Annotated in this window: 18 protein-coding genes; 10 read left to right on the forward strand and 8 right to left on the reverse strand. The window is 43.2% G+C overall.

Features of this window, described 5'->3' with window-relative positions:
- Positions 1–470 precede the first annotated feature (470 nt).
- Together lpdA and Q4A14_RS01515 are read right to left on the reverse strand one after the other, a co-directional pair.
- Positions 471–1,826, reverse strand: coding sequence for a dihydrolipoyl dehydrogenase (gene lpdA / locus Q4A14_RS01510; RefSeq protein ID WP_303169421.1), 1,356 nt, complete (start codon positions 1,824–1,826; stop codon positions 471–473).
- 48 nt (positions 1,827–1,874) lie between these two features.
- Positions 1,875–3,128: a pitrilysin family protein gene (locus tag Q4A14_RS01515; protein ID WP_303169423.1), complete on the reverse strand. Its 1,254-nt coding sequence runs from the start codon at positions 3,126–3,128 to the stop codon at positions 1,875–1,877.
- 100 nt (positions 3,129–3,228) lie between these two features.
- Between Q4A14_RS01515 and Q4A14_RS01520 the strand changes: the two genes are divergently transcribed.
- The 7 genes from Q4A14_RS01520 to Q4A14_RS01550 all read left to right on the forward strand — a co-directional run bounded on the left by Q4A14_RS01520 (position 3,229) and on the right by Q4A14_RS01550 (position 12,524).
- Entirely contained in the window at positions 3,229–3,861 is a 633-nt protein-coding gene (locus Q4A14_RS01520) for an SIS domain-containing protein (RefSeq protein WP_303169425.1), read from the forward strand.
- A gap of 360 nt (positions 3,862–4,221) precedes the next feature.
- Positions 4,222–5,727, forward strand: coding sequence for a potassium/proton antiporter (locus tag Q4A14_RS01525; RefSeq protein WP_303169427.1), 1,506 nt, complete (start codon positions 4,222–4,224; stop codon positions 5,725–5,727).
- A gap of 266 nt (positions 5,728–5,993) precedes the next feature.
- Positions 5,994–6,485 (forward strand): hypothetical protein, encoded by a 492-nt coding sequence (locus Q4A14_RS01530; protein WP_303169429.1) that lies wholly within the window; start codon positions 5,994–5,996, stop codon positions 6,483–6,485.
- A gap of 374 nt (positions 6,486–6,859) precedes the next feature.
- Positions 6,860–8,821: a glycogen debranching enzyme N-terminal domain-containing protein gene (locus tag Q4A14_RS01535; RefSeq protein WP_303169430.1), complete on the forward strand. Its 1,962-nt coding sequence runs from the start codon at positions 6,860–6,862 to the stop codon at positions 8,819–8,821.
- 54 nt (positions 8,822–8,875) lie between these two features.
- Entirely contained in the window at positions 8,876–10,150 is a 1,275-nt protein-coding gene (locus Q4A14_RS01540) for a glycosyltransferase (protein WP_303169432.1), read from the forward strand.
- Between the two features lie 21 nt (positions 10,151–10,171).
- Positions 10,172–11,467: a glycoside hydrolase family 57 protein gene (locus tag Q4A14_RS01545; RefSeq protein ID WP_303169434.1), complete on the forward strand. Its 1,296-nt coding sequence runs from the start codon at positions 10,172–10,174 to the stop codon at positions 11,465–11,467.
- A gap of 37 nt (positions 11,468–11,504) precedes the next feature.
- On the forward strand, positions 11,505–12,524 hold the full coding sequence (locus Q4A14_RS01550) for a branched-chain amino acid aminotransferase (protein ID WP_303169436.1): 1,020 nt from the start codon (positions 11,505–11,507) through the stop codon (positions 12,522–12,524).
- A gap of 296 nt (positions 12,525–12,820) precedes the next feature.
- Here the strand turns inward: Q4A14_RS01550 and rlmD are convergent, their stop codons facing one another.
- The 6 genes from rlmD to Q4A14_RS01580 all read right to left on the reverse strand — a co-directional run bounded on the left by rlmD (position 12,821) and on the right by Q4A14_RS01580 (position 19,723).
- Complete coding sequence (gene rlmD / locus Q4A14_RS01555; protein WP_303169439.1) at positions 12,821–14,242, reverse strand: 23S rRNA (uracil(1939)-C(5))-methyltransferase RlmD; 1,422 nt, start codon at positions 14,240–14,242, stop codon at positions 12,821–12,823.
- 53 nt (positions 14,243–14,295) lie between these two features.
- Complete coding sequence (locus Q4A14_RS01560) at positions 14,296–15,252, reverse strand: DMT family transporter (RefSeq protein WP_303169441.1); 957 nt, start codon at positions 15,250–15,252, stop codon at positions 14,296–14,298.
- Between the two features lie 7 nt (positions 15,253–15,259).
- Positions 15,260–16,738, reverse strand: coding sequence for an NADPH-dependent glutamate synthase (gene gltA, locus Q4A14_RS01565; RefSeq protein ID WP_303169443.1), 1,479 nt, complete (start codon positions 16,736–16,738; stop codon positions 15,260–15,262).
- Between the two features lie 42 nt (positions 16,739–16,780).
- Positions 16,781–17,581 carry a sulfide/dihydroorotate dehydrogenase-like FAD/NAD-binding protein gene (locus Q4A14_RS01570; RefSeq protein ID WP_303169444.1) on the reverse strand — a complete coding sequence of 267 codons (801 nt, stop codon included), beginning with the start codon at positions 17,579–17,581 and terminating at the stop codon, positions 16,781–16,783.
- Between the two features lie 208 nt (positions 17,582–17,789).
- Positions 17,790–18,863 (reverse strand): dTDP-glucose 4,6-dehydratase, encoded by a 1,074-nt coding sequence (gene rfbB / locus Q4A14_RS01575; RefSeq protein WP_303169446.1) that lies wholly within the window; start codon positions 18,861–18,863, stop codon positions 17,790–17,792.
- Positions 18,864–18,934: 71 nt separating this feature from the next.
- Positions 18,935–19,723: a 3'-5' exonuclease gene (locus tag Q4A14_RS01580; RefSeq protein WP_303169448.1), complete on the reverse strand. Its 789-nt coding sequence runs from the start codon at positions 19,721–19,723 to the stop codon at positions 18,935–18,937.
- Between the two features lie 515 nt (positions 19,724–20,238).
- Between Q4A14_RS01580 and Q4A14_RS01585 the strand changes: the two genes are divergently transcribed.
- The 3 genes from Q4A14_RS01585 to Q4A14_RS01595 all read left to right on the forward strand — a co-directional run bounded on the left by Q4A14_RS01585 (position 20,239) and on the right by Q4A14_RS01595 (position 23,271).
- Positions 20,239–21,093 carry an NAD(+)/NADH kinase gene (locus Q4A14_RS01585; RefSeq protein WP_303169450.1) on the forward strand — a complete coding sequence of 285 codons (855 nt, stop codon included), beginning with the start codon at positions 20,239–20,241 and terminating at the stop codon, positions 21,091–21,093.
- A 72-nt stretch (positions 21,094–21,165) separates the two neighbouring features.
- A complete protein-coding gene (locus tag Q4A14_RS01590; protein WP_303169452.1) occupies positions 21,166–22,887 on the forward strand; it encodes a S41 family peptidase in 1,722 nt (573 codons plus the stop codon).
- A 15-nt stretch (positions 22,888–22,902) separates the two neighbouring features.
- Positions 22,903–23,271: a translation initiation factor gene (locus tag Q4A14_RS01595; protein WP_303169453.1), complete on the forward strand. Its 369-nt coding sequence runs from the start codon at positions 22,903–22,905 to the stop codon at positions 23,269–23,271.
- Positions 23,272–23,280 lie beyond the last annotated feature (9 nt).

Raw genomic sequence — 23,280 nt, forward strand, 5'->3', positions numbered from 1 at the left:
CCTTGCTCTTGCAAAGTGATTGCAAAGGTACAAAGATTTTTTATTCTCACAATAGGAAATAAAAAAACGAGCCACAAAATTCCGAATTAACTTCACGAACCAAGCAAATGAAGACTCGAGATCCCAGCAAAAGGAAATTGAATACCTTAAAATATGAATACCGGATCAACACCTCAATGACAGTACAGAGAAAAATATAGTAGCCTCAAATTTAATTTGGCTAACTTAACAAATCGATGTGGCAACCTGCAGCATGAAGTTAGACGACTTTTTCATTCTCTTCAAAGACTCAATGCAGCAATAAGTTCTATCAACCGCTATAGGAAAAAGAACATCTTACGACACCACACTAAGACATAATCTATATGACTAAAAAAACAGATATACTAAAATAAAAAAGAGATCACCAATGCTTGACTTGGTAATCTCTTTATCATATGTTCTATGATGACAATCAGGTAAAATCTCGATCAGTGAAACAAAACCTCATGCATAATCTCGGCAACCGTAGGATGAGGGAAAACATGTCTCCTAAATTCCTCTACCTTGGATCTATCCGCAATAGCAATACCGGCCAATACGATCAACTCAGAAGCAGGGTTTCCGATCATATGGCATCCGATGATGGTGTCATCTTCACCCACAATTATCTTACAAAGGCCATTACCACCTTCATTCTCGACTACGAAGCGTCCAGAATAAGACATCGGCAACTTGATAACTTTATAGGGCTCACCCTTTGCCTGTAAATCCTCTTCTGTACGCCCGACTCCGGCAATCTCGGGATGAGTGTAGACCACACCGGGAATTGCCCTATATGACATAGAATCATCTGCTCCTCCAAGAATATGATTGAGAGCCACCTCTCCCTCTCTTATCGCAGTATGAGCGAGAAGCGAAAAGCCCGTAATATCTCCTACTGCATAAACTCTCTTATCCGAAGTCTGCATATACTCATTGACGACAACGGCATTGCGGTCCATCTTTATAGACAGCGTATCAAGGCCAAGATTTTGACTCACCGGACGACGCCCCACGCTCAAAAGCACACGAGATGCAGGTATCTCTTCAACCACACCTTCCGGAGTTTCTATAGTGACTGCATCGGAGGAGACCTCAACAACTTTTGTATTCAAATAGAACTTAATCCCTTTCTTGGCATACTCATCGCGCAACATAGCCGATGTTTCTTTATCCATAGCACCAAGGATTTCAGGCATCATTTCGACCACGGTGACCTTGACTCCCATGCTAGTAAAGATACTTGCAAACTCCATACCGATGACGCCACCTCCAATAATAACAATATCCTCCGGGAGTTCCTTTGCATCTAGAGCTTCACGACTAGTCCAATACTCAACGGATTCGAGGCCCTTTATCGGAGGAATGACTGTCTCACTACCGGTTGCAATGATTACTTTTTTTGCAGTATAAAACTCATCTCCGGCCTGAATGCGGAGCAACTCGCCGTCCTCTCCGGCAAGTTTTGCTTCCGCATTGACTGTCGTAACTCCGGCAGCTTCAAGCTTCATTGCCACTCCGGCTATGAGCTTCTTGACTATTTTAGTTTTCCTCGCAACAATGCGCTTATAATCAGGAGCGAGAGTTCCCTCTACCTTGATTCCATATTTAGAACTTTCCTGCATCTCATCATAGAGATTTGCAGAGTGCAATAGAGCTTTTGTCGGGATACATCCCTCATTGAGGCAGACTCCTCCGACCTTATTCTTCTCAAAAAGGACAGTCTTCAATCCCTTTCCGGCAGCTGCAGCCGCTGCATTGTAGCCTGCAGGACCTCCACCAATGATTGCGATATCAAAAATCATATTGTATACGATATTATTTAGGTTAGTTTGTGTTATCAAAGATAATATTTAATCTTGTATACCCCGATATATGAGGGTATGTCGGGTGGAAAAAAGCTCTGTGGCAGCATTCAACAAAGAGGTTGTAGAGATCGCATCAAGAGACAAAGAGACTTCATCTATGCTACGATAAAAGCCAAAATGCAAAAGTTGCTTACCAAAATTAAGGAATCTACTCTCATGCTGCTCTGTCGTCAAAGCCAACTGTCCCTTGACTTGCTTTACCCAGGCTCGAAGCGCCGTATCCTTCAGCCCTGCCTCTATCAGGATGTCAAGCTCTGCGCAGACAACCTTTCTTGCCTTTTCAGCGTTTGAAGGATCACAACCAAAATAAATCTGCCACCAACCGGTATCTGTAAGAGATGTAAGACTGCCTTCTACGTTGTAAACCCATCCACGCTTTTCTCTCAGCGCTAAATTCAAACGGGAATTCATGCTTGAGCCCCCAAGATAATTCATCAAGAGAGAAGACTCAGCGCGGTGTTTATCAAACATTGTCGGACCCAGATTTCCAATTATTGTATGGGTCTGATGAGTGGGTTTGTCATGAGCAATTATCTGAGAGACCGTTAAGGGCGAGGGAATGATATCTCCTCCGACTTCCGAGTATCCGGATGGAGCTTCGTAAAAATACGCCTCACACAACTTCACAAAACGCTCCTCAGAGATCTGTCCCATACAAAAGCACACCATATTTTCAGCCCTAAAATACTTATGAGTATGCATGAGGAGAGTTCTCTGAGTCATGCGCCCGAGGCTATTCTCATCACCCAAAATAGGATTACCAAGTGGATGACCGGGATAAAGGACAGCATCGAAGTCGTCATATATTTGCTCTGCCGGTGTATCCTTATACAGATTGATCTCATCTGCAATCACATCCTTCTCTTTCACCAACTCGTGTTCAGGGAAAGTAGCATTCAGAACAATATCACTCAATAGTTCGATTGAACGGCGCACCTCGCTCCGTGGCGAAATGGTATAGACGAACGTCTCCTCTTTTGAGGTAAACGCATTAAGTTCTCCACCGACCGACTCCATCCGATTCAAAATATGCCAGGATTTACGACAAGTCGTTCCTTTAAAAATCATATGTTCGGCAAGGTGAGCCAATCCATGCAGACCATCCGGGTCCTGACGGCTCCCAACCTTGATCGCCACACCACAGTAGATAACCTTACTTTTAGTGGGAAAAAGAGCCACCCTAAGCCCATTGGGCAGCGTGTGAGAAAAATAGCCTCGCTTAAATTGTGTCGTACTCAAGATAATCTGTAATTTTGTAGCTTGTTAATGGCACAAATTTACTAAATTAACTTCTTTAGTTATCATCGTTCTTCACCAAATAGAACACATAAAAATATAGATGAACAAGGATAATAACCCACGATTGGATACAGCAGTCCTACGTGATATTCTCATGAAAGAGGCTGAAGCTGTACAGAATATTCCTGTAGGACCGGAAGTGACAGAGGCTATCGACCTTATTGTTGAGCAAGTACATAAAAAAGGAGGAAAAGTCGTCACATCAGGCATGGGCAAGGCCGGTCAAATAGCAGCCAATATAGCTACCACATTTTCATCTACAGGCACTCCTGCCTTTTTTCTGCATCCGAGCGAAGCACAGCATGGGGACTTGGGCATCGTGTGTCCCAATGACATCATGATACTGATATCCAATTCGGGAAAAACCAGAGAAATCCTTGAACTCATTGATCTCTCACAACACCTTGTTCCCGGCATAGCTTACATATGTATCACGGGCAACCCTGAAAGCAAACTTGCAGAAAATGCCTCTGTTGCACTTTTCACAGGAGCTCCAAAGGAGGTCTGTCCTCTTGGCCTCACCCCGACGACAAGCACGACCGTAATGACCGTTATAGGAGACCTCCTTGTAGTGGGAGTCATGACAGCAATAGGTTTTGACTATGAGTCATACTCTAAGAGACATCATGGAGGTTATCTTGGCGATATCAGCCGAAAGAAATCTAATATCTGAAGCTAAGAAGTAACGCTTCAAGGAACATAAAATCCCCCCAATATCCGACAGGAGAGAAATTAGCTTTCCATTGGATATTGGGGGATATTATTTTGTAGAAGTCCCAACAGGCCAAAAAAGTTGTCTAACTTGACGCGTTAAGTTAGACTGATTGATTCATCAAGTTAGACACATTAATTTGGAAGGTTCTATACCTCTCTCAACACGCATCATTTTTCGGTGATAGCAGGCAATAAACAGTGTCCATGAAATATCAAACTCGATTTTTCAAAAAACACAATTTAATCCCGGCACAAAATCTATTCAATAGACAAAAATCGCTATATTTGTCTACCTAACGAATCAATACATTAACCCTATATGCCGATAACCGCAGAGTTCTTACTATTATACGGATCAATACTTGTCATTTTTGGTCTTTTCCTATGTAAAGCAGGCTTCAAATTAGGGATGCCCACGCTGCTACTCTTCCTCGGAGTTGGAATATTGGCGGGGTCCGGAGGTTTTGGTATAGAACTCAATGATCCCGACATAGCTCAATTTATAGGGGTGTTGGCTCTCACAGTCATCCTATTTTCAGGGGGGATGGATACCGAATTCAAAGAGATACGGCCCGTCATAGGTCCCGGAGCGGCATTGGCATCTGTAGGTGTATTGATAACTGCAGTCCTTACAGGGACATTCATATTTTACCTGTTTCAATTGTTTGAAGGAGTGAACCTCTCCTACCCGCAGGCATTGCTCTGCGGAGCTGTTATGTCTTCGACAGACTCGGCCTCGGTTTTCTCTATTCTTCGATCAAAAAGTGTACAACTCAAACAGAGATTGAAACCAACTTTGGAGTTTGAAAGTGGTAGTAATGACCCTATGGCATTTCTCCTCACAATCCTCCTTATACAAGTAATCCAGGCAAACGAATTTAATACATGGACAGCCCTTTGGCTACTCTCAAAACAGCTTGTACTGGGAGCTCTGCTCGGTGTCCTACTTGGAAAAGTTGCGGTATGGATGCTCAATCGATTTGTCCTGCCTTCCACATCCTTGTATTCGATCCTCTTACTAGCTTGTGCCTCATTTATCTATGCTGCCACAAGCCGAATGGGAGGCAACGGATATCTCGCGGTGTACATCGCAGGGCTTGTGGTCGGTAACGCTAAAATATCAAATAAAAAGACGATAGCCAATTTCTTTGATGGCTTTGCATGGCTATGGCAACTGATCATGTTCCTCACCCTTGGTCTGCTTGTCAACGCCAAAGATCTATGGAGTGTTGCGATACCGGCCCTCCTCATCGCTGTATTTGTGATCCTAATAGGGAGACCTCTGTCAGTATTTTTGACATTGATCCCGTTCCCAAAATTCTTCACTCTAAAAGCAAAGACATACATCAGCTGGGTTGGTCTCCGTGGAGCTGCTCCGATTATATTTGCCACATACCCTTGGCTTGCAGGGGTAGAACATTCACAGCTCATATTTCACATCGTCTTCTTCATCACCCTCGTATCTCTCATCGTACAAGGAGGAACAGTGACCTTTATGGCCTCAAAATTAGACCTGATAGACAGGAGTCGAAAAGAAAAGAAGTTTGCAAGTTTTGACCTTCCTGACGAAATAAAAAGCGCACTAAGTGAGATCATCGTCAATCGTTCAATGATCGAAAAAGGGAATAAGCTCAAGGATCTTCCCCTTCCGGATCACACCCTCGCGCTCATGATACAAAGGGATGGCCGATACAGAATCCCCAAAGGGAATACCGTATTGAAAGAGGGAGATCATGTCTTGCTTATCTCAGATGATGAAGAAGCCTTGCTTCAATCCTACGAAGAGCTTGGCATCACGTCATACAGCTTGGAACGCAACTCTTGATCCAAGGACTGTCATAGCCCCCCCAAAGAAAGCAAAAGACCACGAAGACTCTCAAGCATATACAGATAGAGGCAGACAGTTCTCAAGTATCACAATTTGCACAAAGCCTTGATAAAGAGGATCATTTGGGACTTCATGTATTTTTTCGTACCTTTGCTCCTCTGTATCATCAGCGGATGATACCCGTCCGAAACTCGGAAGCCCCATTATATTGGTCTCTGTGATGGGATATCTGGTGGGGTTAGGTGAAACGAAACTTATTATTTATGAGATCGAAAACTTTCGTTCTTGGGTTGCTCTCATTAGCTTTTGCAATCTTTGCTACCTTGTTTATATCAGCATCAGATGCAAAAACAAAGATAAATACCGGATACAATCCCGGGGAAATGCTCCCAAGTATCAAGGTGGACGACATAGACCTACAAGATATCGGCACAGACAATGTGACCCTTGTAGTACTATGGTCTAAGCGTGATCCTAAGTCACGCATGGTTAACTCTTGGTTGAGCCACAAAGGTGTTCCAGATAAAGTCATCTCGGTATGTATAGACGCAAACACAGAAGAGGCTAAGCAGTACGCAAGTATCGATGGAGTATCTCCGGAGATATGCATAAAAGGGACAAACCAAAGTAAAAAATTGGTCAAGGAGTTAGGAATGTCAAAAGGACTGAAAACGCTCACCATAGAAAATGGCGTCATCGTAAACTCCACCGGCACGGCAGTGCTATGGGATCAATTGGAAAACATTGAAAAATGATTTTTTTTGAGAGGATAAAAATTCTCGCAATAAATCGAAAAGGACTCGTATAATCAGGCATAGCTTGTATTATTTATGAGTCCTTTTTTACATCCACATCACTAAATCTAACAAGACAGAGGGATCTTATATTCCATTCGGAAGACACCCGAAAAGGAATCACATATAAAACTAACTTTCAAGATATTACATTAACAAAAGATCTCAAAAATACACATTAAATGTCAACAGCAACTTCATGGCAATCGGTTACAGGTAAAATATCAAGGAAGATCTTCATAAAAACGAAGTTCTTTTTATTTTAGAATATCGAAAGAAAGGACTAAATTTGAGTAAAACAAAAGGTATCAACACTGATAGTATGTTCAAAAGCTATGGGATACGTAAAATTTGACCGAAACAATATGAGTAATCTCGAGGTATCTCTCAGCAAAGAAATGCTTCGGACAAATCGTAGAGGCGCTTATCATGCCTCTACAATATTGAACTGCAACACTCGTAAGTATCATGGTCTATTGGTGGTCCCAAACAGCTTTGCAGATGAACATAGCAGTGTACTGCTCTCATCATTTGATGAGACCGTCATACAGCATGGGGCGGAGTTCAATCTTGCAGTACATAAGTATCAGGACGGTACCGTGGCACCCAATGGTCACAAATACATAAGAGAGTTTGATATCGACACGATACCCAAGATACTCTATCGTGTGGGAGGCGTGATACTATCAAAAGAGCTCATATTTGCAGCAAATAGCAACAGAGTACTTATACGGTATACCTTGCTTGATGCGCATTCTCCCACAACACTTAGATTCAGGCCAATCCTGGCATTCCGAAGTACCAAAGAGTTGACAAGCGAAAACAACGCCATCAACTGGAACTTCAAAGAGGTTGAGAATGGGATTATGATGAATTTGTATGAGGGCTACCCCGAACTGTATATGCAATTTTCATCTCCGGTCACATGGAGTCATATGCCTGTATGGTACAAAGGATTCCTCTATGAGAGAGAATTGGAAAGAGGTCATGCTTGTACTGAAGATCTACCTAACCCGGGCTATTTCGAATGCAACATCAAAAAGGGGCAATCTATCATCTTTGCTGCTGGTGATGCACCGGTATCTCCAAAAGAGCTGGATGATATATTTGAGAAAAATATAGAACAGCGAACTCCTCGCAACAATTTCACGAATTGTCTCATCAATGCAGCAGATCAATTTTACTTGCAAAAAAACAATGATAAACATTATCTACTTGCAGGTTACCCGTGGTTTGGCATCAGAGCAAGAGATCAATTCATTAATCTCACGGCATGTACTTTCGGTATAGGAAAACCAGAACGGTTTGACAAGATATTTAACACAGCATGGCCTGCAATACATCACTTCATGAAAACAGGCGAAGGCGACAAAGATATCATAGGTATAGAAGCTCCGGATACCCTTCTTTGGGTCATCACATCGATACAAGACTATATGAAATGGAGAGGTATAGATGAGACGAGATCCAAATTTGGAGAGAGGGTACGAGAAATGATCCGGTATTTGATGGATAGTCGTCATCCAATGATGCGTAGGATGGAAAATGGCCTTCTCTACACCATATCAAAAGATCGGAGTCCTATCACGTGGATGAATTCAAAAATTGACGGACACTCAATTGTTGATAGACAGGGGTACATAGTTGAGTTCAATGCGTTATGGTACAATGCCCTATGCTTCTGCAGGGAGTTATTTGACATCACGGACGATACCTACACACATTTGATAGAGAAAGTCGCAGAGTCATTTGTGCGGGTATTTGTGAACGAACACAACTACTTGTTCGATTATGTCTGTGAGGGACGTTCTCAAGATTGGAACGTAAGACCCAATATGATATTTGCAACAGGGTTGAAGTACTCGCCTTTATCAAGAGATATGCAACGAGCAGTATTGGATATAACAACAAAAGAGCTGCTCACTCCAAAAGGTCTAAGATCATTGAGTCCTAAAAGTCCGGATTATAAGGGCTACTGCAATGGCACTCTTAGAGAACGTGCCTATGCCTCTGTACAAGGAGCCGTATGGCCGTGGCTGATGTATCCATACTTGAGTGCTTATCTCAAATTATTCAAACACAGCGGGATTTCATTCGTAGAAAGGTTACTCATATCTTTTGAAGATGAGCTGACTCTTCATGGCATAGGAACCATCAGCGAGATGTATGATGGCACACCTCCTTTTGTAGGGAGAAGCGGCATATCTTATGCAGGAAGTGTGTCAGCAATACTAAGGATACAAAACCGCCTCAATGACTACTATATGGAAGAGGATCTTATGAACATACAGAGATAGATAATGGTGAGACAAGATTTTAAAATAAGTAGAGATCGCGAAAGACGCTAAAGTATGAAGGCATTGATGTTTGGTTGGGAGTTCCCACCCCATATACTTGGAGGATTAGGCACAGCAAGCTATGGATTGACCAAAGGGATGAGCCTACAAGAGGACTTAGAAACGACTTTCGTGATACCCAAACCTTGGGGCGATGAGGACAGATCCTTTTTAAATATCATCGGAGCCTCCCAAGTTCCGGTTGTATGGAAAGATTCCACTCGAGATTATATTCAAGAGCGCATTGGTCACCTCTTGTCTCCCGACACTTACTACAACTTGAGGAATCACATATACGCAGACTTCAGCTACATTCAGACTGATGATCTTGGCTGTATTGAATTTTCCGGGCGTTATCCGGACAATCTCCATCAAGAAATCAATAATTACTCAATCGTTGCAGGAGTCATCGCAAGAAGTATCCAATGTGATGTAATACACTCTCATGACTGGCTTACATACCCTGCCGGGATCCATGCAAAGTCTGTAACAGGTAAACCTCTCGTCGTACACGTCCATGCGACGGACTTTGACAGAAGCAGGGGAAATGTCAACCCTATCGTCTATAACATCGAAAAAGATGGTATGGATCATGCAGATCACATCATAACAGTCAGCGACCTCACGAGATCTACCGTAATAGAGAAATATCACCAAAGTCCCGAAAAAGTAACAACAGTACACAATGCTGTAACACCTCTAAGTCCGTCAATACTTTCAATACCGGACAAAAGAGGTGTAAAGGAAAAAGTCGTCACTTTCCTTGGCCGTATAACGATGCAAAAGGGATGTGAGTACTTTGTCGAAGCAGCTTCGAAAGTATTGCAGAAGACAAAGAACGTGAGATTTATCATGGCTGGAAGTGGAGATATGACAGACCAAATGATACAACTTGCGGCAAAGAGAAACATCTCAGATCGGTTTCATTTTACGGGGTTTATGAAGGGAAATCAAGTCTACGAAGTATTCAAAGCAAGTGATGTTTATGTGATGCCTTCTGTATCTGAGCCGTTTGGAATATCCCCGCTTGAAGCCATGCAGTGTGGTGTCCCTTCTATCATATCCAAACAGTCCGGTTGTGCCGAGATTATAAACTATGCGGTCAAAGTAGACTACTGGGACACAGACGCGATGGCAGACGCCATCTATGGGCTAGTGACCTATCCCGCATTTAATCAGTTCCTAAAAGAAGAAGGTCTGAAAGAGGTCAATAGTATCAAATGGGAAGATGCAGGATTAAAAGTGCGCCGCATCTATGATAAAATAACAGGCATGTCAAGCGCATACTAAAAAGACAAAAACGATAAGTTTATGAAAAACATATGTTTTAACTTTCAGGTTCACCAACCGTTCAGACTAAAACGCTACCGTTTTTTTGACATTGGTAACGACCATTACTACTTTGATGATTTTCAAAACGAAGAGATATTCAAGCGTATAGCCAGGGAGTCTTATCTGCCTGCCAACCAGATGCTGCTTGATATGATCAAAAAAAGTAATGGGGGAGTAAAAGTCTCTTTTGCTCTGTCAGGTACAGCGATAAGTCAGATAGAGATGTACGCTCCGGAACTCATTGATAGTTTTGTTGAGTTAAGCAATACCGGATGTGTTGAATTTCTTGCAGAACCATATGCTCATAGCCTATCATCACTCGGCGATGTTGCAGAATTCAGATCTCAGATACAGATGCACTCACGGAAGATTCAAATGATGTTTGGGCAGAAACCGGCAGTATTCCGAAACACAGAGTTGCTCTACTCAGATGAGATAGCGGAGGAGATTGAAGAGATGGGATTCAAGGGGATGATCACCGAAGGCGCCAAGCATGTTCTCGGTTGGAAAAGTCCTAACTATATCTATCAATCCGCCACAAGCAAAGGCATGCCCCTACTCCTCCGCAATCGTAGATTTAGTGATGACATCCTAAAAAACTTTAGTCGATATGATTGGAGCGAATATCCTCTGACAGCCGATAAGTTTGCTGACTGGATCTCTGCTCTACCAAAGGATGAAGAAGTCATCTACATAGATATGGCTTACGAGGTCTTCGGGCAAGCTCAGCCGACAAGTTCAGGTATTTTTGACTTCTTCAAAGCGCTTCCAATTTACTTCTTTGAGAAAGGGTTAAAGTTTGCAACCCCCTCGGAAGTTATCGCAAGGTACAAGCCTGTGAGTACGATCTCGATCCCCTTGGCTATCTCATGGTCAGAAGAAGAAAAAAATACCAGCACATGGCTGGGAAACAGTTTGCAATCAGAGGCTTTTACAAAACTTATCCAATGGGGAGAACGAACTCGTCTCTGCCAAGATAGAAGATTATTACAAGATTGGCTATATTTGCAAAGCAGTGATCATTTTCTATATATGACTACGACAAATAAGGATGTTCGACTTTTCAGTCCATACGATGGGCCTTATGATGCATTCAACAATTATATGAATATCCTAAGTGACTTTCACCTAAGGGTCGAAGCTCAGTATCCGAGTTCTATAGAAAATGAAGAGTTGAATGCTCTTCTACTCACGATCAAGAATCAAGGTGAAGAGATCGAGGCTCTCAAGGCTCAACTTGAAAAGAAACAAAAATCGGTAAAGAAAAAGGTATAAAACACCTAAATAACTAACTACTTAAATGAACGAACCTATGCAAGAAATTGAATGGTCAAAATTAAGCTTTGGTTACTATCCAACAGCTTGGAATGTAAGATGTTACTACCGTGATGGTAAGTGGGGTGAAGTAGAGCAAACTCAAGACACCAACATCAGTATGCACATGGCTGCGACTTGCCTACACTACGGACAAGAAGCATTTGAGGGCCTCAAAGTCTTCAAGGGGAAAGACGGCAAAGCTCGCCTATTCAGAGTGGAAGAAAATGCTCTCCGCATGAATCGCTCTTGCGAAGGCATCATGATGCCGGAAATACCTGTCGAGCTATTCAAAGAAATGGTGAATAAGGTGATCAAACTCAACATCGAGTACCTCCCACCTTACGAATCGGGAGCATCACTTTACATCAGACCTCTTGTGATTGGTACAGGTCCTCAAGTAGGTGTACGCCCTGCGACAGAATACCTGTTCATCATCTTCGTTACTCCGGTAGGCCCTTACTTTAAAGATGGATTCAAGCCTACCCCTATGGCTATCCTACGCGGATATGACCGTGCAGCACCTCTTGGTACGGGAACTATCAAAGTCGGTGGTAACTATGCTGCAGGTATCAAGGCCGGACATATTGCACACGAAAAAGGTTACTCTGCAGTCCTCTTCCTCGATGCAAAAGAAAAGAAGTATATCGATGAGTGCGGTCCTGCAAACTTCTTCGGTATCAAGGGTAACACATACATTACACCAAAGTCTGAGTCTATCCTTCCTTCTATCACCAACAAAAGCCTTATGCAGGTAGCTGAAGATCTTGGTATGGAGGTTGAACGCCGTCCGATCCCTGTGGAAGAACTTGCTGAATTTGATGAAGCTGGAGCTTGTGGTACAGCAGCCGTTATCAGTCCTATCCTACGTGTTGATGACTTGGATGACAACCACAGCTATGTCTTCTCAAAAAATGGTGAGGCCGGTCCTATATGTACCAAGTTGTACAATGCTCTTCGTGCAATCCAGTACGGAGACGCTGAAGACAAGCATGGCTGGGTTACTATAGTTGAGTAAACAGCATTTCACTAAGTCATAAGATAGGATACATAGGGTTGCCCTATGTATCCTATTCTTATTCCCCCTGAATGTATCGAAAGAAAAGTTCTCCAGGTCGATAAAATAAGGTAAACGCATTGACTCATCGAAATAGACATATAGATTTTGAGGGGAGCTGACCTTTTACCCAAAAGTACTCAGTATTCTGGTGATCTCCCCATATGTCGGAAGTATCTCCTCTTCTCAAAATCAAATATGGGACAACCCCGAAAGTACGAGGGTTGTCCCATGTTTGTTATGTGTTAAATATCAATTTATCTCTCTTTATGAGTCATCAACAAGATGTTCTCTACATGATGAGTGTGAGGGAACATATCCACCGGTTGAGAAACTTCAACATCATACGCATGTAACATCTTTGCTACATCACGAGCCTGACTTGCAGGATTACAACTCACATAGACGATCCGCCTGGGAGCCGCACGGAGGATGACGTCTACAACATCGTCATGCATCCCTGCACGTGGAGGGTCTGTGATGATGACATCCGGACGTCCATGCTGATTGACAAAATCGTCCGTCAATATATCCTTCATATCTCCGGCATAAAATAAAGTGTTAGCTATGCCATTCACTTCAGCATTGATTCGAGCATCCTCAATAGCCTCAGGAACATATTCAATACCTATGACCTGGCGGGCTTTGCGAGATACAAAGCTAGCAATCGTACCGGTACCGGTATAAAGGTCATACACAAGTTCTTCTCCGGTCAAATCTGCAAGTTGGCGAGTGAGAGAGTACAGACGATAAGCTTGTTCGCTATTGGTCTGATAAAAGGACTTGGGACCTATCTTGAACCTCAACCCTTCCATCTCTTCCCATATGTGATCTTCACCACTATATAGGTGCACATCAAGATCACCAAAGGTGTCATTCCGTTTTTCGTTAATGACATACATGAGCGATGTAATCTCAGGAAACTGTTTTTTGAGAGCAGAAAGAAGAGCCTCCCTCTTAGCTTCATCCTCATGTGCAAAGACCACCACAACCATAAGCCCTCCGATGGTAGTATTTCGGATCATCAGGGTCCTCATAAAGCCAGTCTGCTCACGAAGATCAAAAAATGGATACCCGTCATGACTATGACAAAAATCTTTGACAAAAAGACGAATCCTGTCAGAGATATTATCTTGGAGTAGACAAGTCTTGATATCAAGGACTTTGTCAAACATGCCCGGGATATGAAATCCCAGCCCTTCTCTCTGATGTATATCGTCAATCGTGCCGATCTCTTCATTTGTAAGCCATCTGCGATTAGAGAAGGTATACTCGAGTTTATTGCGGTATTGATAAATCTTCTCTGAACCAACTATAGGTCGTGCATCCTTGATCTCTATTTTACCTATCCGCTGCAACTGGTCATTGACCTGCTGCTCTTTGGCAGACAACTGCATCTGATAAGGAATATGTTGCCATTTACAACCACCACAGACCGTGAAATGAGGACATGGGGCAGGAATACGATGTGGCGAAGGCTCAACTATACTCAAGAGTCTGCCTTCAGCATAGGCTTTGCGCCGCTTCGTCAGTTGGATGTTCACCTTATCTCCCGGAGCTACAAACGGGACAAAGACAACTCGCTCGTCCGGAAGGTAAGAAACACATTTTCCCTCTGCTGCAATTGTCTTGATTTCTAGATTTTCTACTGTGATAGGAGATTTTTTATTTCTTGCCATTAAGGATGTTATGAAATTGAAGTGTACATTCTTGCGAAAGTAATGATCGGTATTTATTGCTTGTCTCTGATAACAAGGTAGACCGAAAGTAATATTAAAACTACACCTGCCATCCCACCAATACTGAGGCTTTCACCAAAGATCATCACTCCGATGACGAGAGCTGTAAGAGGCTCCAATGCCCCCAATACTGAGGCCTTGGACGAACCGATATGTTTGACCGCAACAATAAGTGTGAGATTGGACACAATAGTGGGAACAAGCGCGAGGAGGATAGCATTAGTGTAATTGCTTACAGCACGCAGAGGTTGAATGTAACCTTGATTGAAAAGAGAAACTACACAAAACATGACACATGCTACAAACATCACGTACAATGTGGTTCGAAATCCGGGAAATCGGGAGAGTCTTGTATGCTTCAACTCAACAATATATGCAGCATAAGTGAATCCTGAAAATAGTATCATCGCAATGCCTGCAAATGAAGTAGAGGGATCAAGCTCTGTCCCCGAAAACATCGAAATGCTCGCGACTCCTCCCACTGCAAGAAGGATAGCAAGCATAGACTTGAAGGAAGGTCTTTTCCCAAAGAGAACAAGGAGAATAAGAGCGACAAAAAACGGGTAGGAAAAGTGTATGGTCGTCGCCAATCCACTCGATATATACGTATAGCCGATGAGTAGAAACCATGCTGAGCAGAAATAAAATATTCCTCCAAGAACAAAGAAAGGGACATCCTTCCATGAGATGGTAAATGGGATCTTCGCAAAAAGCATGTAAACAGCCAAACCGATACTACAAAAGAGTGTACGATAAACCAATACATCGGTAGCAGAATACCCATCATGAAAGAGAGGTAGTACGAACAGAGGAATAAATCCGAACGTGCATGCTGAAACGATAGCCGAAATATAGCCGATCGTCGTGCTTCTATCATTCTTCACTGTATCCATAAATCTCTCTTCTCTATACAGAAAAGCCCCACTCCTAAAAGAGCGGGGCTTTTTCATTATTTTATCACTGTTCGGATAGATATGCATGCATTCCCGCTGCGGCATCACGACCATCTCCCATAGCTAAGATAACCGTTGCTCCTCCACGGACAATATCTCCTCCGGCAAAGACATCTTTTAGATCAGACTGCTTATTCTCTCCGACGACGATAGTACCATGCCTTGTAACATCAAGTCCCTTGAATGTACGAGGGATGAGAGGATTAGGAGATACTCCCACACTTACAATCACCTCATCTACAGGGATCTCTATGATATCACCTTCAATAGGCTCCGGACTGCGACGACCTGATGCATCCGGCTCGCCGAGACGCATACGTTGCAATCTCATCGCGCAGACCTTACCCGTACCATCATTGAGATACTCGATCGGATTGTGAAGAGTAAGGAAGTCTATGTCCTCTTCCTTCGCATGATGAACTTCTTCAAGACGAGCAGGCATTTCCTCCTCACTACGACGGTAAACAATCATAGCACGTTCAGCACCGAGTCTCTTTGCAGTACGCACCGAGTCCATTGCAGTATTACCACCACCAATGACGGCAACGTGGCGACCACGAGAAACAGGGGTCTCACTATCCCTCTCGAATGCACCCATAAGATTGACACGAGTAAGGTACTCATTACTTGACATGACACCAACAAGGTTCTCACCGGGGATATTCATAAACTTTGGCAGACCTGCACCGCTACCTGCAAATATCCCCTTGAAACCCTCTTCATGGAGATCTTCATAAGAGATCGTTTTACCCACGATACAATTGGTCTCAAACTTAACTCCAAGTTTACGCAACTTGTCTATTTCAAAATCGACAATGTTATTAGGGAGTCGGAACTCAGGGATACCATACCTTAGCACTCCCCCAACATCATGTAGAGCCTCAAATACAGTTACATCGTAACCATACTTTGCCATATCACCGGCAAATGAGAGACCGGCAGGCCCGCTACCGATGACAGCAACCTTAATTCCATTTGGCACAATCGTAGGCTCAGGAATATCAACAGTCCCGGAAAGAGTAGCTTCGCGCTCATAATCCGCAGCAAAACGCTCCAAATATCCGATAGCAACCGCTGGTTTACCGAGCTTTAGAGTATAGATACAATTCTTTTCGCACTGTTTTTCCTGTGGGCACACACGACCACAAACGCCAGGTAGAGAGCTTGTCTCTCTAATGACCCTCGCAGCTTCCAAAAATTCGCCGCGTTCGATGTTCTTGACGAAAGTAGGGATGTGTATACTTACAGGGCAACCCTCCATACAAGTAGGATTGGCACAGTCAAGACATCTTAGAGCCTCTGCTTGAGCTGCTTCCGGAGATAAGCCTTGATTTACTTCTTCATTATTTTTGTTTCGATAGTTGCCGTCAAGTGCAGGCATTTGCACACGTACGGCATCCATTCGATCCTTTGTCTTCACACTCTTACGGAGAGATTCTCGCCACTCTTCTTTACGTCTTTCCGTAATCAGTTGGTCTACCATTTTTGTATAGATGTTTTAGTGTTGTGAAAAACTTCTCCAGACTTATTTGCGTGTTTCGGCATCTCTATAAGCACTCATTCTCATGAGCATCTCATCAAAATCAACCTTATGAGCGTCGAACTCAGGCCCATCGACACAGACAAACTTTGTCTGTCCATCAACAGTAACACGACAAGCTCCGCACATACCGGTCCCATCCACCATGATAGTATTTAGGGAAGCCATTGTAGGCACTTCATACTTTTTAGTCAATGCAGAAACAAATTTCATCATGATAGCAGGACCTATCGTCACACATAGGTCAACCTTCTCTCGATTGATGATTTCTTCTATACCATCGGTAACCAATCCCCTTTTACCGTAGCTACCATCATCTGTCATGACGACAACCTCATCACAGTGCTCTCGCATCTCCTTTTCCATGATCACAAGATCTTTGGTACGAGCAGCCAGCACTACAATCACACGGTTACCGGCCTTATGCATAGCCTGGACGATTGGATACAAAGGAGCTACTCCGACACCACCTCCGGCACAGACAACCGTCCCAAACTTTTCAACGTGTGTCGCCTGACCGAGGGGACCCACAACATCATGAATGTATTCACCCTCGTTGAGTTCGCACAATTTTGCTGAGCTACGCCCAACATTTTGGACAACCATTGTGATGGTGCCTTTCTGCACGTCAGAGTCAGCAATAGTTAGGGGGATACGTTCGCCTCTCTCGCCCACACGGATGATGACAAAGTGGCCGGCTCTACGAGACTTAGCGATGCGAGGAGCTTCAACCTCAAACTTGACAACACGTTCGGAAAGGTACTCCTTACTTACGATTTTGTTCATAATATTGAATTAAAAAATATATCTATGCTCCTAATGCAAGGATGTCACGAGGAGCTTCACCATATAGTCAATTATAGGTATAATTCTCTAATTTCGCCAAAGGTAATAATTATTCGCAATATACATTGTAAATATCTGTATAAACAGAGACAAAGAATGCTGTATAACAGATTAAATAACTGAGAGAAGACTCCCTAATTGTGGGGAGTCAGAGATCGTACATTTTGCGATAATAGTCTTTATATTCGCCTGAGATAATCTCTTTCAACCAATCTTGATGTTGCAAGTACCATTCCACAGTGTGTTGAAGTCCCTCTTCAGGAAGATACCTTGGGACGAATCCGATTTCATTCCTGAGTCTTGAAGCATCTATGGCATATCTCACATCATGCCCCAACCTATCTCTAACAAATGTCATCAGATTGAGGGAATGCCCGTCCGAGTTACCCATCTCCTTGTCCATGAGAGAGATTATCATCTTGATCATATCAATATTTCTCATCTCATTGTTTCCACCGATATTATACGTCTCCCCGACTTTGCCCTTGTGGAGAATAGCATCGATCGCATCCACATGATCATCGACATACAACCAATCTCTCACCTGACATCCATCTCCATAGATGGGTATATCCCGACCTTGAAGGATATTGAGGATGCAGAGGGGAATTAGCTTTTCAGGAAACTGATACGGGCCATAGTTATTACTGCAATTGCTGATTATCGTAGGAAGCCCATATGTATCATGATAAGCCCGGACAAAATGGTCAGAACCGGCCTTACTTGCCGAGTATGGCGAATGCGGATCATAAGGAGTATTCTCAGTAAAGGGAGAGTCTGTAGCTGAAAGGCTTCCATAAACTTCGTCTGTCGAGATGTGATAAAAGAGTCTGTCAGAAAAATTTCCTTCCCACTTTGCCAAAGCCGTATTCAGCAAGTTTACAGTCCCCAATACGTTGGTACGAACGAACAACAGAGGATCCTTTATACTCCTATCGACATGACTCTCAGCTGCAAGATGTAACACATGAGTGACTCCAAACTCTGAAAACAAAGCCTCGAGTCCTGTCGCATCCGTAATATCTATATTCCGAAAAATATAATTATCGGCAGACTCAAGAGAGGAAAGATTTTTGAGATTTCCGGCATACGTAAGCGCATCCACATTGATGAACAAATACTCGGGATATCTTGGAACAAGGCGTAACAACAAGTTACTACCAATAAAACCGGCGCCTCCGGTGACGACTACGATCTTCTCAAACTGTCTGAAATCATTCATACACACCAACTGCTTGCAATAATGCCGCAAAGATACAAATTTTCTATGCTCTTCCCCTACACGCAGACCTATCACTCACAAGCCGACTTGAGATAGTAGCAAGCTGTTTTTGTCAATGATTCAGGAGGTGGATAATGAAGATCGTGGCGTTCACAAAGCACCTTAAAACACAAACGGGTAAGGCAGACATTTCTCCATGATGTCACAGGATGATCCTCAAGGGATTTCTGAGAGATTCCTGTCAGACTACTTGCCAAAAAAGGCAATTTGACATATCGATATTCTTGGCCTAAAAGATGTTCCTCAAAGCGCATAACACATATGGTCTTTTTGCGAGCAAATACTTCGAATGCTTCAACAGACAAATGCTTTCTCATCATACGGCAAAGCACTTGAACATCAAACTCCGCATTGTAAAAAACCAGCGTCTGACCATCACCGGTGGCATCACTCATCATCTTACAAACATCGGACTCTCCAAGCCCAAATTTAGCAAGTTGATCTGCACCGATCTTGTGCACTCTCCTTGCCTCGGCAGGACCAAGATTATCCTGTCGGATCAAAACAGTCTTGTGATCCAACACGGAAAAATCTTCTGAAAGATGCATCCAAGATACCTGCAAAGGATCGGGAGAGATACCGGATTCTTCAATAAGCCCATTCGTCTGAATATCAACAACAGTATATTTCACGTCCTCTTGCTCATCGGCCTTAGGAGGGAAAAAAGGATTTTCCGTAGATGGAGTGTGAGACAAATGATCCGATGATACAGACACAGTATCTTCCCTCTTTCTGTAAAAGACAAGGGAAATAAGAACCCACACAAAGCAGAAAAGTAATATTGCAGCTAATATACTCATCAACAACTAAATATTTATCCACAAATTTAGCATATTATCTGTAACCAAAGAAAAAGGTATAGAAGGGTCAAAATTCATGTGTCTAACTTGATGAATGAAGTTGTCTAACCTAATGCATCAAGTTAGACAACTTTTTTCAGGCCCTATGAGATCATTGATGAGACGGGAATCTGAGGATAGGTGAGTCCCAAAACACGAGTAAAAGTGTTTCATAGACATTTTGTAACTGATTTTAAATACGTTAACGCAAAAATCACACACAATAAGAGCCAAATAAGATTAACAACAAAACAGAGTACAATACTCGCGAACTAAGAATAATCCAACCTACATCCACTACCTATCATAAAAATAATATGTACCTTTACTCTGATAAGCTACTTCTGACGAAGTCGCAAGATATCTTTTCAGGTAATACTTTTTTGGTATTGTAAATCGACAACAATATAAGCATGATCGTTTCCGTAATAGGATCTATACATCAAAAGTGCTCACAAGAGGTTTTAAGTGAGTTGATGAGCACAATAATTGAGGGAAGCAGAGGGCACAGACTCAGGATAGACAGTGGATTCTTCGATTATCTTCGCCGCACAGGTATCAAACTTCCGGCCGAACTCTCGTCGGCAGTGAGAAAAGAGCCTCAGACAGATCTCCTCATCAGTCTCGGCGGAGACGGGACATTCCTCCGTTCTGCAAAACTAATTGCCGGGACATCTGCAACAATACTTGGCATCAATACAGGACGCCTCGGTTTTCTCACGGGGACTTGCCCAAATGAGTTGAAACAGATGTGGGACGACATCATAGAAGGCAGGTACGAGACAGAGTTGAGGAGTATGCTCGAGATATCTACAGAAGCAGATGGGGTAATCAAAAGACTTCCCCCTGTGCTCAATGAAGTTGCAATACTCAAGAGAGATACTGCAAGTATGATCGGGGTACACACTTCTGTGGATGGAGAGAGAGTCGCCACTTTTGAGGGAGACGGGCTTCTTATTGCCACCCCCACAGGTTCGACGGCATATTCGCTTAGTGTAGGAGGCCCGATAATTCATCCTTATTGCCCCACCCTACTCTTGGCGCCTATAGCTCCACACACTCTCAATATGCGCCCCATCGTAATCCCGGATAATGTAGTCTTGGAAATGAGTGTAACCACCCGCAATGATGCAATCCTATTATCCTCTGATGGATATAGCACACCACTGCCCGGATCAGCCAAAATAAAAGTATGGAGATCGGAAAAGGAAGTACGTATAGTGCGCCACCCCATCCACACATTCTATGATACCCTCCGCAACAAACTGATGTGGGGACAGGATGTGAGAGGGATGAATAATGAACAGAATAGGCACTGCCCCAACTTCTGACAATTGGAGGACAAATAAAGATACACCTCCTATCGAGCGCAAATTCACAGATATTCAAACACTATTTACGCAATGATACACTTACAAAGAGTTTTCAGGTTTTCTATACTACTGTTAGCAGTGCTGACGTCATCGCTGACATCGTATGGACAAAATACAGGTAAGTCAAAAAAAGCAGATAGCCAATTGGAGATTGGAAGAGCCATACAAGTATTCAGATCTGTACTGGCAGGAGTAGAGACCCTGTACGTAGACACCGTAGACATAAAGGGGATATCTGCGAGAGGTATCAACACAATGCTATCTCAACTTGACCCTTACACAGAGTATATGACCGACAATGAAAGTAAAGACTTTATTTTCATGACAACAGGGGCGTATGGAGGAATAGGCGCATATATCCAAGAGAAGGACTCCGCCGTGTACGTTCAAATGCCCATGCCCGGTACTCCGGCGGAAAAGAGCGGCCTCAAAATGGGAGACAAGTTTGTTGTCATCGAAGGAGTCCCTGTTGTTCCTGCCACTGCTACAAAGGTGAGCGGGCTACTAAAAGGTCAAGTAGGCACCAAAGTAAAAGTAAAAATACTGAGGTTGGGTGAAACAAAAGAGCGAGAATTCACCCTGACAAGAGATAATGTAGTGGTGGATCAGGTCGTACACAGGGGAATCTATCGTGACAATATCGGATATATCCGACTCAGTTCGTTTACCAACAAAAGTGCGGAGGATGTGCGCAAAGCTTATAATGAACTCAACAGTACACGCAAGCTGAAATCACTCATACTGGACCTCAGAGGTAATGGTGGCGGAGTGATGGATGATGCCATCAAGATCCTTGGCATGTTTTTGCCGGAAAAGACCCTTGTTCTCTATACAGAAGGGAAGTTGCCCGAAACATCTCAGAAGTACTATACGACAGATAAGCCTATAGACACCAATATCCCGGTGGTGGTACTCATCAATGGCGGCTCAGCCTCAGCTTCCGAAATTGTTTCAGGTGCAATGCAAGACCTCGATAGAGGTGTAGTACTTGGTAGCAAAAGTTTCGGAAAAGGTTTGGTTCAGTCCACTCGTCCACTCCCCAATAAGGGGATATTGAAGGTAACAATAGCACGCTACTACATCCCAAGCGGCAGATGTATCCAGCAACTCGACTACTCTCACCGCAACCCTGATGGCTCGGTAGCATCGGTTCCCGACAGCCTTGCCAATCAGTTCAAAACAAAGAACGGCAGGATAGTCAAAGATGGAGGTGGGATACGTCCGGACTTGGAAATACAGGATGAGATATTACCGGTGTCTGTATTCAATATGATCAGAGGAGGCTACATCTTTGAATTTGCAAACAAACTATTTGTCAATAGAAAGGGAACGGCAGCTCCCCAATCAGTCCAAGATATCGGTGTGACAGACAAAGACTTTGAAGACTTTCTGACTTATCTCGAGGAACAAAAGTTTGAGTATGGTAAACTAAGTCTCAATGCCCTCAATCGTCTCAGGGAACTTGCAGAATTTGAAGGATACAAAGAACAAAGCAAAGAGGCATTCAAAGAGCTTGAAAAAGCCCTATCTCCCTCACTCCGTAAAGATCTTGCACAACACAAGGATATGATCATCAGCCAATTGAGGAGCTCATTAGCTTCTCACTATTTTGGTATGTCCGGACAATACACTGTAGGTCTGGAAAGTGATCCAACATTTGAGAAAGCTCTGGAAATTCTCTCCAACAAAGAGACATACCGAAAACTGCTTACCCCTCAAAGGGACAGTAAGAACATCAAGGTGCAAAAGTGACACCTGATCAAACTGATGATGGGAAGAAACAATAAAAGCTCAAAAGGAAGCGAAAGTGATGGGTTGGTCTTCTCTACCAACACCGAATTACTTCAGAAAATACAACTCGGAAATATTATTTCGATCGAGACACTACCGACATCCGATCAGAGATTGATAGTGCAGCTTGATACAAAGGCAAGAAAGGGTAAGATCGTAACGCTTGTAACCGGCTTTGAGGGACAACAGTCTGATCTTGAAGCCTTAGGTAAGCGCCTCAAAACGGCATGCGGTGTCGGAGGAAGTGTCAAAGATGGAGATATCATAGTACAAGGCTCTTATGTGGACAAGGTATTGTCCCTTTTGATAGAATGGGGTTATACCAAAACAAAGAGAAAAGGATAATCATGTAGG

It is taken from the genome of Porphyromonas sp. (genome assembly GCF_030529325.1).
GTDB lineage: Bacteria > Bacteroidota > Bacteroidia > Bacteroidales > Porphyromonadaceae > Porphyromonas_A.

Bases quoted from the DNA above. Each gene is read 5' to 3' on its own strand.
- Q4A14_RS01540 (WP_303169432.1), top strand. From the start codon at position 8,876: ATGAAGGCATTGATGTTTGGTTGGGAGTTCCCACCCCATATACTTGGA.
- Q4A14_RS01545 (WP_303169434.1), top strand. From the start codon at position 10,172: ATGAAAAACATATGTTTTAACTTTCAGGTTCACCAACCGTTCAGACTA.
- Q4A14_RS01585 (WP_303169450.1), top strand. From the start codon at position 20,239: ATGAGCACAATAATTGAGGGAAGCAGAGGGCACAGACTCAGGATAGAC.
- Q4A14_RS01595 (WP_303169453.1), top strand. From the start codon at position 22,903: ATGATGGGAAGAAACAATAAAAGCTCAAAAGGAAGCGAAAGTGATGGG.
- Q4A14_RS01530 (WP_303169429.1), top strand. From the start codon at position 5,994: ATGAGATCGAAAACTTTCGTTCTTGGGTTGCTCTCATTAGCTTTTGCA.
- Q4A14_RS01535 (WP_303169430.1), top strand. From the start codon at position 6,860: ATGGGATACGTAAAATTTGACCGAAACAATATGAGTAATCTCGAGGTA.
- Q4A14_RS01580 (WP_303169448.1), bottom strand. From the start codon at position 19,723: ATGAGTATATTAGCTGCAATATTACTTTTCTGCTTTGTGTGGGTTCTT.
- gltA (WP_303169443.1), bottom strand. From the start codon at position 16,738: ATGGTAGACCAACTGATTACGGAAAGACGTAAAGAAGAGTGGCGAGAA.
- Q4A14_RS01560 (WP_303169441.1), bottom strand. From the start codon at position 15,252: ATGAAAAAGCCCCGCTCTTTTAGGAGTGGGGCTTTTCTGTATAGAGAA.
- Q4A14_RS01520 (WP_303169425.1), top strand. From the start codon at position 3,229: ATGAACAAGGATAATAACCCACGATTGGATACAGCAGTCCTACGTGAT.
- lpdA (WP_303169421.1), bottom strand. From the start codon at position 1,826: ATGATTTTTGATATCGCAATCATTGGTGGAGGTCCTGCAGGCTACAAT.
- Q4A14_RS01590 (WP_303169452.1), top strand. From the start codon at position 21,166: ATGATACACTTACAAAGAGTTTTCAGGTTTTCTATACTACTGTTAGCA.
- rfbB (WP_303169446.1), bottom strand. From the start codon at position 18,863: ATGAATGATTTCAGACAGTTTGAGAAGATCGTAGTCGTCACCGGAGGC.
- Q4A14_RS01525 (WP_303169427.1), top strand. From the start codon at position 4,222: ATGCCGATAACCGCAGAGTTCTTACTATTATACGGATCAATACTTGTC.
- rlmD (WP_303169439.1), bottom strand. From the start codon at position 14,242: ATGGCAAGAAATAAAAAATCTCCTATCACAGTAGAAAATCTAGAAATC.
- Q4A14_RS01550 (WP_303169436.1), top strand. From the start codon at position 11,505: ATGCAAGAAATTGAATGGTCAAAATTAAGCTTTGGTTACTATCCAACA.
- Q4A14_RS01570 (WP_303169444.1), bottom strand. From the start codon at position 17,581: ATGAACAAAATCGTAAGTAAGGAGTACCTTTCCGAACGTGTTGTCAAG.